Below are 13,054 nucleotides of genomic sequence, written 5' to 3' on the forward strand. Positions count from 1 at the left end.
CTTGTCGGACAAGGGCTGGCGAGACACCAAGAATTTTTCAGGACCCTTGGATTTGTGCTTGCAAGCCTGTTTATGGCTTGATATAACAAAGGCCGAACACAAGAATGTACTTTGAATCTGGTTGTAGAAAATAATAACAATTGAAGGGGATGATATTGTGAACAAGTCTCAACTTATCGACAAAATTGCTGCTGGTGCAGACATTTCTAAAGCGGCAGCGGGTCGTTCTCTTGACGCGTTCATCGAAGCCGTTACTGAAGCTTTAAAGGAAGGTGACTCAGTTGCGCTGGTTGGTTTCGGTACTTTCGCAGTACGCGAGCGTGCAGCCCGTACTGGTCGTAACCCACAAACTGGCGAAACGATCCAAATCGCTTCTGCGAAGATCCCTTCTTTCAAGCCAGGCAAAGCGTTAAAAGACAGCGTGAACTAAGAAACGCTGATCCGGCGCGCCGGGTAAGTGATTCGGGCTCAAAGGAACCCGTGCCTGTTGCCACTGTCGCTCAGATGACAATCAACTAAGCTCGTTACAGTTCCTCTACAGCTTCTATAAAAAAGGCGCATCTGATAAGATGCGCTTTTTTTTTAAGCCAGCTATTGCAGCGAAAAGAGATAAATCAAGCATGTTAGAAAAGATCAGAGATGGTTCGCAGGGCATTATTGCTCAGGTCGTGCTGGGCCTCGTTATCCTGACGTTTGCGGTTTCAGGCGTCAGCAGCTACTTCGGTAACAATGCCGACCAACCGGTTGCCGTGGTCAACGGCGAAGAAATCAGCCGGACGAAGTTTGAACAAAGCTATCAGAATGAACGCGCACGAATGGAACAGCAGTTTGGTGAGATGTTCGCTAACCTGGCTGCCGATACCAACTACATGAATAATTTCCGTAATCAGGTATTGGAGCGTTTGATCGATGAAACGCTGTTAAAACAACAAAGCACTGTGTTTGGCATTGCGATCAGCGATCAATTTTTAAAAGACGCTTTGCTGAAAATGCCAGAGTTTCAGGTTGATGGTGTTTTTAATAACGATCGCTATCTGGCTGTGTTACGGCAGAGTAACCTGACAGCCAACCAGCTGCGTGATTTATTACGTGAGCAATATAGCCGGAATCAGTTGTTGGTTGGTCTGGCTGGCTCAGATTTCGCCCTGCCAGGCGAAATGAAATCGCTGATGACGCTGCAACAGCAAACACGTGATATTGAATATGCCACGGTGAAAGCCACAGATCTGGCAAAAGATGTCAAAGTTGATGATGCTCAGCTCAATACCTGGTATCAGCAGAATCAGGCTCGTTATGCCACACCAGAACAGCTTTCATTGCAATATGTCGAGTTAAAAGCCGCAGATTTGGCTAAAGACATCCAGGTAAACGATGGCGATATCAGTGCATATTACAATGCGAATCTGAGTCGGTATCAGGGCGAGGAGCGCCGTCGCGTATCCCACATCCTGCTGGAATCGGCAGAAGACAACGCCGATGTGAAAACCAAAGCCGAAGGGATTCTGAAAGAACTGCAGGGCGGAGCCGATTTTGCGGCGCTGGCGAAGCAGCATTCTGCAGATACTGTGTCCGCTGAAAATGGTGGTGATCTGGATTTCATCACCAAAGGTGTGATGGAGCCTGAGTTCGAAACTGCAGCCTATGCACTGGCCAAAGCCGGTGATTTATCGGCAGTGGTCAAAACGTCGTTCGGTTACCACATCATCAAGCTGACTGAAGTTGAAGCAGCGAAAGTGAAAACTATTGATGAAGTGAAAGACTCTATTGTTGCCGCAGTCAAAACTGAAAAATCAGCAGAGAAGTTTGCAGAGTTACAACAAAAGCTGGCCGAAGTCAGTTTTGAAGTCGCAGACAATCTGGAAGAGGCTGCAACTGCAGTGGGCGCCAAAGTGCAAACTGCTGCCATGTTCAGCCGTGCGACAGCACCTGGCCTGCTGAATACGCCAAAGTTTCTCGATACGGTGTTTAACGCTGATTTCATCAGTGCTGGCACGAACAGCGAAGTTGTAGAACTGGCACCTCAGCATGTCGTGGTCGCACGTCTGGTTGAACATCAGCCCGCGAAGAATAAGTCATTTGACGAAGTGAAAACTGAAGTTCAGACGGCTTATATTGCTGAGCAGTCAGCCGAGCTGGCGCAGCAAAAAGCTGCGGCATTACTGGCTGAATTACAAGCCGGTAAAGCGATCAGCGAACTGGTTGCTGCCAATAGTCTGACACTGGAAAAATCCGTTGCTACCCCGCGGTTTGGCGGTGCGTTGGATGCAGAGATCCGCACCAAGGCGTTTGAGTTGGCAAAACCAACCAAAGACAAAGCAGTGAGTTTTGGCAGCACCAAACTGCAAAGCGGTGATGCAGCGTTGGTGTTAGTCAGCAAAGTGACTGATGTTCCATCGCAAGGTGAGCCAGCTCAGGCAGAACTGGATAATCTGGCGAACCAGCTGAGTCAGTCCCACTTTGCAGTTGTGCAAAAGGCACTGCGGGAACGGTCGGAAATCAGCCGTAATCTGGCTGTGTTGACTGCAGCGACAGAGCAACAGTAACTTATTACTGAGACAAAAAAGCCCGCTTAGCGGGCTTTTTTTATGGCTGGAGCCGTGTTGGCTGACATCAGGTGACATTAACGCTGAAATTAAAGCTGGAGATGTCTGTCCATGGTCATCGGTATGATTCAGTACTGCACGCTGTTAATCAGCTTGCGGCTGAATTCGTGAACAGGGTTAGCAAAAATTTCAGCCGTTGGGCCATAATCGAGACACTCGCCACGATGCAACACCATCGTATAATCGGCAAAGTGTCGAACCAGCCGCAGCTGGTTTGTGATCAGCAGATAGGCAATACCGGTGTTTTGCTGTAATTCCAGCAACAGATTGACAATTTGTGCCCGTAACGATGGATCCAGCGCTGTCAGCGCCTCATCCAGAATCAACACTTTGGGATCCAGGATCAGCGCACGCGCCAAGGCTACCCGTTGCAGCTGTCCACCTGAGAACATATGCGGATAATAATTGGCATGTTCATTTAATAAACCCAGTAATCTGAGCGTCTGGCTGATTTTTTGTTCACGCTGATCAAAACTCAGCACGGTACTGTAGCGCAACACTGCATGCAGGATCTCGGCAATTTTCTGATTCGGATTCAGTGAGCGGGCGGGGTCCTGAAAGATATAGCGAATAAACTGATTGGTTTTGCGATATTCACTGCAATTAATCTGACTGCCGGCATACCAAATTTCGCCTTGATCCGGTTGTTCAATCCCAACCAGAAGTTTTGCCAGCGTACTTTTACCTGAACCCGTTTCGCCAACAACCGCCAGTGTTTCCCCCGCCTGCAGGGTAAAGCTGACATGGGCCAGCGCTATAATTTCTTTATGGTTAAACAGGCCGGTTGCTTTCCGATAAGTTTTGCCAAGGTTGCGTACTTCGATTAAATCACTCATCCGCAACGCTCCGCTGAATGGGGAAATGACAGCTGAAGAAGTGGTTCTGGTGGCGCTCCAGTTGTGGTGTTTTCACACATTCTTTGCGTGCATTCGGGCAACGTGGCCCCAGTCTGCAGCCGATCGGCAAATGTTGCAGGGTAGGGATGCTGCCGTGTAAAGCATACAGTTGTTGTTTAAACCCGAGATCTGGCTGGAATTCCGGTACGCTGCGGATCAGTGCATCGGTATAGGGATGTCGCGGATTCTGCAGCAGATCAGCAGTTTCTCCGGCTTCAACCAGTTGACCACAATACAACACACTCAGTGTATCGGTATTCTTGGCGACCGTTTCCAGTTCGTGACTGATCAGCAAAATAGATGTGCCTTTAAGCTGATTAAAGCTAGCCAATAAACGAAAGAGTTGTGCTTGAGTGGTACTTTCCAGTGCGGTAGTAGGTTCGTCGGCAATCAGCAGTTTAGGGTCTTTGGCGATAGCCATCGCAATCGATATTTTTTGGCACACCCCTTCCGACAGCTGATAGGGGTAACTGTTCAACACTGCCTGATGATCACGAATACCGACTTTATGCAACAGATTCACCGCGCGTTTACGGCGAAAATAACCGCGTTGCCACCATGAGACGCCTTCGACTAAGTGGTCGGGCACAGATTCTGCTAACTGCTCGCCGACAGGTGCTGTTGGATCCATGCTGCGGCTGGGTTCTTGATAGATCATCGCGATATCCCGGCTGATAATCTCACGTTGCCGGCGATAGGGCAGGCGCAGCAAATCTTCGCCACACCAGCTGAAGCGATCCGCAGAGATATGCCAGCGCTCATGTAATACACCCATAATTGCTTTGGCGATCAAACTTTTACCTGAACCTGACTCACCAACCAGTCCGCGAACTTCACCTTCTTTGAGCGATAAATTAACGCGATCAACGGCTCTGACAATGCCGTCAGGCGTTTCGAGTTCCAGTGTCAAATTGCGGATATCCAATAACTGCATCAGCTTTCCCGCCGTTTTTTCATCGCTTTGCGCAAGCCGTCGCCGACCAGATTGATTGATAAGACAGTGATAAAAATCAATAGACCGGGCAAGGCAACAGTCCAGGGTGCCAGATAAATCGAATCCAGTGCATCGGCAACCATACTGCCCCATTCCGGGGTCGGCGCCTGTGCGCCTAAGCCAAGAAAACCTAAAGCAGCGATATCCAGAATGGCTGTCGACAATGCCATAGTAAACAACAATGAAACTGGCTCCCACAGATTGGGCAATACCACCGACCAGAGGATTTGCCAGTTATTGGCGCCATCCAGACGATAAGCGACCACATAATCCTGCTTCAGTTGTTGTTGTATGGCGTTGCCAACGCCATGAACAAATTGCGGTAATAACGCCAGCATAATGGCCCATATCGTATTCATCAGACCAGGGCCGAGCACAGCGACGATCACGATGGCCAGCAGCAGGCTGGGGATGGTCAGGGCAAGATCCAGTAAGTGGTTAAAAATACTGGATTGGACGCCACGTGTCATACCGGCGAGCGCTCCGAGTATCAGGCCAACAATCATCGAACCCAATACAGCCAGTATGGCCAGACCAAAGCTGTAACTGGCGCCCAACATCAACCGGGACATCAGATCACGCCCTAAATCGTCGGTGCCAAATGGATAAGACACCAGACCATTGCCTTGCCAGGATGGCGCCAGCAGCAGTAACTCAGAGTTCTGTAAGTAGGGATCATGTGGACTGATAAAAGGGCTGATGATTGCGAGCAGGACCAGCACAGACAAAATAATCAGGCCAAACAAAGCGAAGTGCTGTGGCATAAAATGCCGCCACAGCAGCTGGTAAGGCTTTTTATTGTACTCTTCATAATACAAGCGCAACTTTTTCATCAGAGCTTCCGCGCCAGTGGGTTAAACAGCGTATGCAGGATCTCGGTCAGCATGTTGACGCAAATCACCAGACTCGAGACCACCAGTAGTCCTGCTTGGATCGCCGGATAATTGCGCTGATAAATGCTGTCGATCAGCCATTGTCCAATACCCGGCCAGGAGAAAATGACTTCGGTCAGCATCGCGAGTGTGATCAACGTACTGAATTGCAGACCAACCTGCCGGGTGACCGGCAGCAGTGCATTGCGCAGACCATGCCGGTACAGGACCTGCGCGCGTGACAGACCTTTGGCTCTGGCGGTTTTGATGTAGTTTTGTTCCAGTACTTCGAGCATCGAATGTCGGACAAAGCGGATCATCACGTTAGTCGGGTAACTGGCCAGAATGAAAGTCGGCAATGCAAGGTGTAACAATGCATTGTAAGCTGCCGCGCTGCGGTCAATAGCCGGTGTCAGCAGAATATCGACAAACACAAAGCCGGTCTGGGCCGGTACTTCATACAGAACGCCGAGTCTGCCTGAGGTAGGCAGCCAGCCGAGTTGCAGTGAAAACAACATAATACCGACCAGTGCCAGCCAGAATACCGGCATGGAGTAACCAATCAGCGCCAGCCCCGAAATAAGCTTATCCAGCACGCTGTCTTTTTTTACTGCCGCCAGCAGCCCTAATGGAATACCGACCAGCAGGCTGAGGCACAGTGCATAAGATGCCAGTTCCAGCGTTGCCGGCAACACCCGGCCAATCTCATCTAACACGCTCTGCTGACTGGCGAAAGAAAGTCCCCAATTACCATCCAGTAATCTGTGGTTATATTCGATATATTGCTGCCACAGACTTTGGTCCAGCCCAAGTGTGTGTTGCAACTGTTGATGTTGTTCCGGCGTGATATCCCGTAATCCGGTCAGGTTACTGACCAGATCGCCTGGAAACAGATAATTCAGGCTAAACACAAAGATGGTCAATGCGACAAAAACAAAGCCAAGTAAAAATAAACGACGGGCGAGATAACGCAGGATCATGGTGTTTTCCCAGCATGGACAAAACTGATACCGCCATAGGGGTTGATACTGACCCCCTGGACCCTGCTGTTTTTAACCTGAAAGCGTTTTGAGTGGGCGATAGGCACCAGTGGCATTTGTTCCTGCAGATATTGTTGGGCTGCCAGATAATAACTACGGCGCTGCGGTACATCAGTCGTCTGCAGTGCACTGGCAATAAACTGGTCAAATTGTTCATCGCACCAGTTGGCGCGGTTGCTGCCGGATACTGCAGCAGCGCAGCTCAACAGTGGCCGCAGAAAATTGTCGGGATCGGCATTATCAGCTGACCAGCCAATCAGCACTGAATCATGTTCACCTTGACCTAACTTGCGGCGAAAGGTATTCCATTCATAGGACACAATCCGGGCCCGTACGCCAATGACCCGTAAATCAGCCTGGATCAGCTCCGCCATTTTTTGCGCATTCGGATTGTACATGCGCTGCACGGGCATCGCCCAGATGTCGAGGTTAAAGCCATTGGGATAACCGGCTTCTTGTAATAACTGGCGGGCTTTTTCCGGGTTAAAACTGTCTGCTGCAGCGTCTTTCCGGTATGCCCACGAATTTGGTGGCAGTACCGAGGTCGCTTCTTCCGCCTGACCGAAATAAACCGCCTGCAGAATATTGGGTTTATTAATCGCAAGGGCCAATGCCTGTCGCACTTTTACCTGATTAAATGGAGCTTTTTGCGTATTAAAGGCCCAGAAACCAACGTTCATGCTGGTTTGTTGATCGACGCGAAAATCGGCGCGATTTGACAGCATTTGCAATTCTGCCAAGCGGGGGATCGGCGCAACGTCGCATTCCTGCGTCAACAGTTTTGCCAGCCGTTTGGTATTATCCGGCACAATATCGATCACCAGTTGCGCCAGTGAGCCATGTTCGCGCCAATATGCCGGATGGCGGTAATATCGGATCAGCACATCTTTTTGATATTCGCGGAACATAAAAGGCCCGGTGCCGATCGGCAGTAAATCCAGTTGCGCTTTCTGGTTGCTTTGCACCAGAGCATAACCATATTCCGCCGATAAAATGGCAGCAAAGTCGGTCGCGAGTACTGATAAAAATGAGCTGTCGGGCTGATTCAAGCGGAATTCGACTTCATCGCTGCCAAGTGCGGTGACGCTTTGAATGCGCTGACGCCAGTCGATACTGTCAAAGTATGGGTATTCTGTTGCCGTCTGAAAAAATGGATGATCAACCAATAACATCCGGTTAAAGGTGAAAGTGACATCATCTGCATTCAGTGCACGCGTCGGTGAAAAATACGTTGTGTGGTGAAACTGTACATCTTGGCGGAGTTTAAAACGATAGGACAAACCGTCGGCGCTGACCTGCCAGCTATGCGCCAAAGCTGGTTTTAATGCGCCGCTGGTCGCGTCGATATCTAATAGCCGGTCATACAAATGTTGGCTGATGGCATCAATAGTGGTGCCCGAAGTGACCAGTTGCGGATTAAAGGTTTCAGGTGAACCTTCGGCACAATAGACCAGGCCATTGATGCTGTCCGTAGGGCTGGCCGGTTGGCAGGCAGCCAACCACAGTACCAGACTGAGGCTGCCTAAGCGGCATGGGGTTGAATTCATTGTTGGCTGTCTAACAATTTGTATTTTTTCATATAACCACGAAGTTGATGATACGTCAGATTTAACGCATCCGCAGTCTTTTTCTGGTTGTACTGGCAGGCAGCCAGTGCTTGCTTAATCAGGGTTACTTCGTAGTTTTCAGACAGCAGTTTAAAATCCTGCAGTTGGGAAAAATCAAATTGTAATGCCGATGTCGCATGTGTCGGTACCGGTGTGTGTACCACATGGGGAGCAGAGCTGGCGCCCGTAGTTGCGATAGGCGCACTGACCTGGCGGTCAACAGTCCTGACCCTAGCCAATGGTCGGAATGGCGACGCAAAAGGATCAAACAGAATATCATGCACCGGCACATAGGGATTGTTGGTGCGATAGACACTGCGTTCGACCACATTTTTTAATTCCCGCACATTGCCAGGCCAGTCGTAATCCATCAGTTGGCGTTTGGCTCTGTCACTAAAACCGCTGAACAGCTCGAAGTTCAGTTCGCGCGCCATATTGATTGCGAAGTGTTCCGCCAGTTGCATGATATCTTCCTGCCGCTCGCGCATTGGCGGTAACGTGATCACGTCAAAGGCCAGGCGGTCTAAAAGGTCAGCACGAAACTCGCCGCGCTCAGCCATGCCAGGTAAATCTTCGTTGGTCGCACAGACCAACCGCACATCGACTTTAATCGGCCTGCTGCCGCCGACTCGTTCAAATTCGCCGTATTCAATCACCCGCAGCAACTTTTCCTGCACCAGCCCCGGGGTATTGGCCAGTTCGTCTAGAAATAAAGTGCCGAAATTAGCGCGTTCAAAGCGACCTTCATGGCGTTTACTGGCACCGGTAAAAGCGCCTGCCTCGTGGCCAAATAGCTCACTTTCCAGCAGATTTTCATTTAGAGCAGCACAGTTCAGCGTCAGATAATTTTGATCCCAGCGTTGCGATAAGTAGTGTAGTCGCGCTGCGATTAACTCTTTACCGGTACCGCGTTCGCCAATAATGAGTACTGGTTTATTCAATGGGGCAATCTGAGACACCTGATCCAATACGTTGAGAAAACTGTTAGATTGGCCAATCAGGTTGTCTTGTTGAAATGCGCGTGCCATGGGACTGCCATTTAGTGGTTAAATTTGCTAATTAGTAGTCTATTTGAAAGCAGGCTTTGGTGACAGCTTTTAGTGAAAATAAATAAAGCATTCAAATACAATAACTTAAGTTTGTTTGCAGAGTTGGCAAGGATCCTGAATAAGAATATCTGACTCAATCAGACACCAAACGGGGTAAACATCATGGGTATTTTCTCTCGCTTCTCAGACATCGTGAATTCAAATATCAACGCACTGTTAGATAAAGCTGAAGATCCGGAAAAAATGGTTCGCCTGATCATTCAGGAAATGGAAGATACGTTAGTTGAGGTGCGTTCAACCTCTGCCAAAACCATCGCAGAGAAAAAAGAATTACAGCGTGTCGTCAGCCGACTGGAAGAAGATGTGGCCGACTGGCAAGGTAAAGCCGAACTGGCGCTGAGCAAAGATCGGGACGATTTAGCCCGCTCTGCGTTAATCGAAAAACAAAAAGCTGCAGATCAGGCCGCTGCTGTTAACGCTGACATTGCAAATTTAGATTTACATATCAGCAAGTTGCAAGACGAAGTATCACAGCTGCAGGAAAAGCTGGCGGATGCTAAAGCGCGGCAGAAAACTATGCTGATGCGTCAGCAAACGGTTGCGTCCCGCTTAGAAGTGAAGAAATCATTGGACAGCACCCGCTTAAACGACGCGATGTATAAGTTTGAACGTTACGAACAAAAGATCGACAATCTGGAAGCTCAGGTCGAATCTTACGACTTAGGTAAAAAGACTCTGCGCGATGAATTTGCAGAGCTGGCTTCTCAGGACAAAATTGACTCTGAACTGGCAGCGCTGAAAGCAAAAATGAACCAAGAGAATAACGCCTGATTGTCAGGCGTTTCTGGAGCCGAACATGGATATTACCGAAGCTTTTGCGATACCGATGATCATCTTTATGATTTGTGTGGCACCGATCTGGATCATTATGCACTATCGCAGCAAACGCAAAATTTCAGAAGGCCTGTCCGAACATGAACTGGCGCAACTGAATGATTTATCATTGAAAGCTGAGCGAATGGCGGACCGGATCAAAACGCTGGAGGCCATCCTGGATGCTGACGCACCAAACTGGAGGCGTAAACATGAGTAGCAAACGTCGCGAGCTGTTGCGGGATGACCGCAACGGCAAAATCGCCGGGGTCTGTGCCGGCATTGCCGATTACTTCGGTTGGGAACTGTGGCTGGTTCGTGTAGTTGTGCTGGCGTCCGTTTTACTGGGTTTCGGCGGGATTTTACCGGTCCTGTACCTGGTTGGCTGGATAGTGCTGGAGAAAAAATCGGTCGCCGAACAACGCAGTGGCGAACCAGTTCGCGCTGCTGCAGAGCGGCCAGTCGAGGTGAAAACCCGCGTCTGGCAACGTGGTGAAGCACCACCGCGTGCACTGAATCATCTGAAACAACAGTTTGACAGCATTGAATACCGGCTGCGGGATATGGAGTCTTATGTAACGTCCAGTAAGTTCCAGTTACATCGCGAGTTTAATAAACTTTAACAGGCGGCAATAGCCGCTTATCAACCGCAGGAACAATGTAACTGATGGAATTTCACCTGCCAGGCCGCGCCAGAGAACTTGGGCAACGTCTGGCGAATCAGCATCTGCGTGTAGGGATAACTGGTGTCAGTGGTGCAGGTAAAACTGCATTTCTGACCAGTTTCATCCATCAGCTCACCAAATCGCAACAGCCTCAGCTCCCATTTTTCCAGGTGATGCAACAACAGCGTTATCTGGGAGGGCAGTGCGTGCCGAACCTGATGACACAACGAGCTCGTTTTCCATTTGAATTAAATTTGCAGCAATTGCAACTGGGGCAATGGCCTGCGTCCACGACGGCGCTGAGTCAAATTACCCTGCAGCTGCGTTATAAACCGCAAAATCCGTTCAAACAAAAATTCCTGGATTGGCAAACACTGACACTGGAGATCACGGATTATCCGGGTGAATGGTTGCTTGATTTGCCAATGTTATCCCTGGACTACGCCAGCTGGTGTGACAATGTCTGGACGATGTTAAATGCAAATCCCGTGGGCCCGTTGGCGGAACCATTCCGCCAGCAACTGCAAATGGCGGATACGGCTGGTGGGCCTCTGGTGCTTCAGCAGTTAACCGATCTGTATCAGCAGTTGCTGCAGACATTAAAACAACAGCAACTTAGCCTGATCCTGCAGCCTGGCCGGTTACTGCGCCCTGCAGATCTGGCTGGCGCACCGTTATTGCAACTTTTTCCTTTGTTACCGGCCCAGCGGGCTCAGGACAACGCGCTGACACGCCAGCTTCAACAGAATTTCGACGATTATAAACACAAAGTGGTCGCGCCATTTTATCGTGATTATTTCGCCGGGCTGGACCGCCAGGTGATAATGGCTGACTGCCTCGGTGCGCTGAATCGGGGACATCAGGCCATGCAGCAACTGCAACAGGCGTTGATGTTAATCATGCAGCATTTTTCTTATGGCCCCGACAGTTGGTGGCGCCGGCTTTGGCAGCCTCGTATTGATAAAGTGTTATTTGTCGCATCCAAAGCTGATTTATTGACTCCGGACCAGCATCGCAATCTGTTGTTATTGTTACAGCAAATGCTGCAACAACCACTCTATCAGCAACGTTATCAACGTTGTGAAACCGAAGCGCTGGCTGTTGCGGCAGTGGTCAGTTCCGAATTGGGTGAGGTACAGACGCCACAAGGAAACAAGCCATGCCTGCGCGGCCGGCTGGCCACAACCGGTGAACTGCAGATCCTGTACCCGGGCGAAGTACCATTATCCATGCCATCGCCACAGTTGTTTCAGCATCATCAGTTTGCTTTTCCTGAGTTTCTGCCGCTCGTTGGTTCGGGGTCGTCCTTTCCAGAGCAACTGCGCATGGACCAGGCGTTGCAATTTTTGCTTGGAGACCATCTGCAATGAAACCATTAAAAACGGCAGAGCATTTCAGTAATGAGGATTTTGTTAGTCTGAAGCCTGCGGCAACTGAGCTACCGCTGGCGGCGGCACAACAATTCTCTGCAGATACATTTATTGCCAACACTGCTGCCAGCCAGAACGATGTCCCCGTAACTGTCAAAAATGCCGGTATCTCACGCTGGCTTGGCGTTGGTCTCAGTCTTGTGCTGCTGGTGGCATTGCTGCAATGGGCCGAATTTGTGCAACAAAGCCTGAATAGCAGTGTTTTGCAAGGTGGTGCTGCACTGGCACTGACTGGTTTTGGTCTGGCGGCCCTGGCTAAAACGCTGTGGAGTAGCTGGCGCAGTCGACGGCAGCATACAGAGCGTCAATATTGGCGCCAGCAAGGTGCGGCCATGCAAAATAGCTTGCAATATGGCCAGGCATCAGCGTTATGTCAGCGCATGTTAAAACAAGTTCCGGTTTCAGCCGATGCTTTTTATGCCCAGCACAATGCGCAGCATTCAGATGCGGAAACATTACAGTTATTTGATCTGCTGATTTTGCAGCCACTGGATCAGCAAGCTGCGGCGGTGATTAGTGCTGCGGCAAAACAAGCAGGTCTTGCCGTCGCTTTAAGCCCATTTGCGCTGGCCGACATGGTGCTGGTCAGCTGGCGGGCCTGGCGATTAATGGCCGAGTTGTCGGCACTCTATGGTGTGAATGTTAGTGCTATTCAACGTTTACAGTTTATCAAGCAGTTTGCCAATCTGCTGTTTTGGACTGGCGCGACTGAACTTGCGATAGATATTGGCGGTGATTTTCTTGGCGTGGAATTAAGTAGTAAGCTGTCGGCCCGCGCCGGGCAGGGCGTGTTAGCAGGACTGATGCTGGCGCGACTCGGCCGGTTTGTGCAACAGGAACTGCGGCCTTTGCCGCTACTGACACAGCAAGCCACTGTTCAACCTTTGTTACAGTCATTATTGCAACGTTTGATGCAACGACCACCTGCACAATAATATTTACAAATCAACAGTTCGGACCTGCGGCGACTGCGTCGCAAACAGACAGACAGATGTCTGCATGCCTTGTCGTGGTTATAACTTGTT

General features: G+C 49.9%; 13 protein-coding genes. 7 read left to right on the forward strand and 6 right to left on the reverse strand.

What is annotated here, in order from left to right:
• The first annotated feature begins 157 nt into the window (after positions 1-157).
• Both hupB and ATY27_RS12410 read left to right on the forward strand, forming a co-directional pair.
• Positions 158-430, forward strand: a complete 273-nt coding sequence (gene hupB, locus ATY27_RS12405) for a nucleoid-associated protein HU-beta (RefSeq protein ID WP_031565609.1) — start codon at positions 158-160, stop codon at positions 428-430.
• Between the two features lie 190 nt (positions 431-620).
• On the forward strand, positions 621-2,543 hold the full coding sequence (locus ATY27_RS12410; protein WP_208930956.1) for a SurA N-terminal domain-containing protein: 1,923 nt from the start codon (positions 621-623) through the stop codon (positions 2,541-2,543).
• Positions 2,544-2,671: 128 nt separating this feature from the next.
• On the opposite strand, the gene ATY27_RS12415 is transcribed toward ATY27_RS12410, so the two are convergent.
• The 6 genes from ATY27_RS12415 to pspF are packed head-to-tail and all read right to left on the reverse strand — an operon-like array spanning position 2,672 to position 9,040.
• Positions 2,672-3,439: an ATP-binding cassette domain-containing protein gene (locus tag ATY27_RS12415; RefSeq protein ID WP_208930957.1), complete on the reverse strand. Its 768-nt coding sequence runs from the start codon at positions 3,437-3,439 to the stop codon at positions 2,672-2,674.
• Entirely contained in the window at positions 3,432-4,433 is a 1,002-nt protein-coding gene (locus tag ATY27_RS12420; protein WP_208930958.1) for an oligopeptide/dipeptide ABC transporter ATP-binding protein, read from the reverse strand. Before ATY27_RS12420 ends, ATY27_RS12415 begins: the two co-directional genes overlap by 8 nt.
• A complete protein-coding gene (locus tag ATY27_RS12425; RefSeq protein ID WP_208930959.1) occupies positions 4,433-5,326 on the reverse strand; it encodes an ABC transporter permease subunit in 894 nt (297 codons plus the stop codon). The genes ATY27_RS12420 and ATY27_RS12425 overlap by 1 nt, the downstream gene beginning before the upstream one ends.
• The gene (locus ATY27_RS12430) at positions 5,326-6,345 is read right to left on the reverse strand and encodes an ABC transporter permease (protein ID WP_208930960.1); all 1,020 of its coding nucleotides are present in this window, start codon (positions 6,343-6,345) and stop codon (positions 5,326-5,328) included. The genes ATY27_RS12425 and ATY27_RS12430 overlap by 1 nt, the downstream gene beginning before the upstream one ends.
• A complete protein-coding gene (locus ATY27_RS12435) occupies positions 6,342-7,952 on the reverse strand; it encodes an ABC transporter substrate-binding protein (RefSeq protein WP_208930961.1) in 1,611 nt (536 codons plus the stop codon). Before ATY27_RS12435 ends, ATY27_RS12430 begins: the two co-directional genes overlap by 4 nt.
• A complete protein-coding gene (pspF, locus tag ATY27_RS12440) occupies positions 7,949-9,040 on the reverse strand; it encodes a phage shock protein operon transcriptional activator (protein ID WP_208930962.1) in 1,092 nt (363 codons plus the stop codon). Before pspF ends, ATY27_RS12435 begins: the two co-directional genes overlap by 4 nt.
• 183 nt (positions 9,041-9,223) lie before the next feature.
• Between pspF and pspA the strand changes: the two genes are divergently transcribed.
• From pspA to ATY27_RS12465, 5 genes are read left to right on the forward strand one after another with little or no spacing between them, the layout of a single operon-like run.
• Positions 9,224-9,892, forward strand: coding sequence for a phage shock protein PspA (pspA, locus tag ATY27_RS12445; RefSeq protein ID WP_208930963.1), 669 nt, complete (start codon positions 9,224-9,226; stop codon positions 9,890-9,892).
• Between the two features lie 25 nt (positions 9,893-9,917).
• A complete protein-coding gene (pspB, locus tag ATY27_RS12450; protein ID WP_208930964.1) occupies positions 9,918-10,154 on the forward strand; it encodes an envelope stress response membrane protein PspB in 237 nt (78 codons plus the stop codon).
• A complete protein-coding gene (pspC, locus tag ATY27_RS12455; RefSeq protein WP_208930965.1) occupies positions 10,147-10,557 on the forward strand; it encodes an envelope stress response membrane protein PspC in 411 nt (136 codons plus the stop codon). The genes pspB and pspC overlap by 8 nt, the downstream gene beginning before the upstream one ends.
• Before the next feature lie 44 nt (positions 10,558-10,601).
• Entirely contained in the window at positions 10,602-11,969 is a 1,368-nt protein-coding gene (locus ATY27_RS12460; protein WP_208930966.1) for a YcjX family protein, read from the forward strand.
• Entirely contained in the window at positions 11,966-12,964 is a 999-nt protein-coding gene (locus ATY27_RS12465) for a TIGR01620 family protein (RefSeq protein WP_208930967.1), read from the forward strand. Before ATY27_RS12460 ends, ATY27_RS12465 begins: the two co-directional genes overlap by 4 nt.
• The last annotated feature ends 90 nt before the right edge of the window (positions 12,965-13,054 follow it).

The sequence above is a fragment of the Rheinheimera sp. F8 genome, assembly GCF_001518915.1.

Bases quoted from the DNA above. Each gene is read 5' to 3' on its own strand.
- ATY27_RS12460 (WP_208930966.1), top strand. From the start codon at position 10,602: ATGGAATTTCACCTGCCAGGCCGCGCCAGAGAACTTGGGCAACGTCTG.
- pspA (WP_208930963.1), top strand. From the start codon at position 9,224: ATGGGTATTTTCTCTCGCTTCTCAGACATCGTGAATTCAAATATCAAC.
- pspC (WP_208930965.1), top strand. From the start codon at position 10,147: ATGAGTAGCAAACGTCGCGAGCTGTTGCGGGATGACCGCAACGGCAAA.
- pspB (WP_208930964.1), top strand. From the start codon at position 9,918: ATGGATATTACCGAAGCTTTTGCGATACCGATGATCATCTTTATGATT.
- ATY27_RS12430 (WP_208930960.1), bottom strand. From the start codon at position 6,345: ATGATCCTGCGTTATCTCGCCCGTCGTTTATTTTTACTTGGCTTTGTT.
- ATY27_RS12425 (WP_208930959.1), bottom strand. From the start codon at position 5,326: ATGAAAAAGTTGCGCTTGTATTATGAAGAGTACAATAAAAAGCCTTAC.
- ATY27_RS12420 (WP_208930958.1), bottom strand. From the start codon at position 4,433: ATGCAGTTATTGGATATCCGCAATTTGACACTGGAACTCGAAACGCCT.
- ATY27_RS12410 (WP_208930956.1), top strand. From the start codon at position 621: ATGTTAGAAAAGATCAGAGATGGTTCGCAGGGCATTATTGCTCAGGTC.
- pspF (WP_208930962.1), bottom strand. From the start codon at position 9,040: ATGGCACGCGCATTTCAACAAGACAACCTGATTGGCCAATCTAACAGT.
- ATY27_RS12415 (WP_208930957.1), bottom strand. From the start codon at position 3,439: ATGAGTGATTTAATCGAAGTACGCAACCTTGGCAAAACTTATCGGAAA.
- ATY27_RS12435 (WP_208930961.1), bottom strand. From the start codon at position 7,952: ATGAATTCAACCCCATGCCGCTTAGGCAGCCTCAGTCTGGTACTGTGG.
- ATY27_RS12465 (WP_208930967.1), top strand. From the start codon at position 11,966: ATGAAACCATTAAAAACGGCAGAGCATTTCAGTAATGAGGATTTTGTT.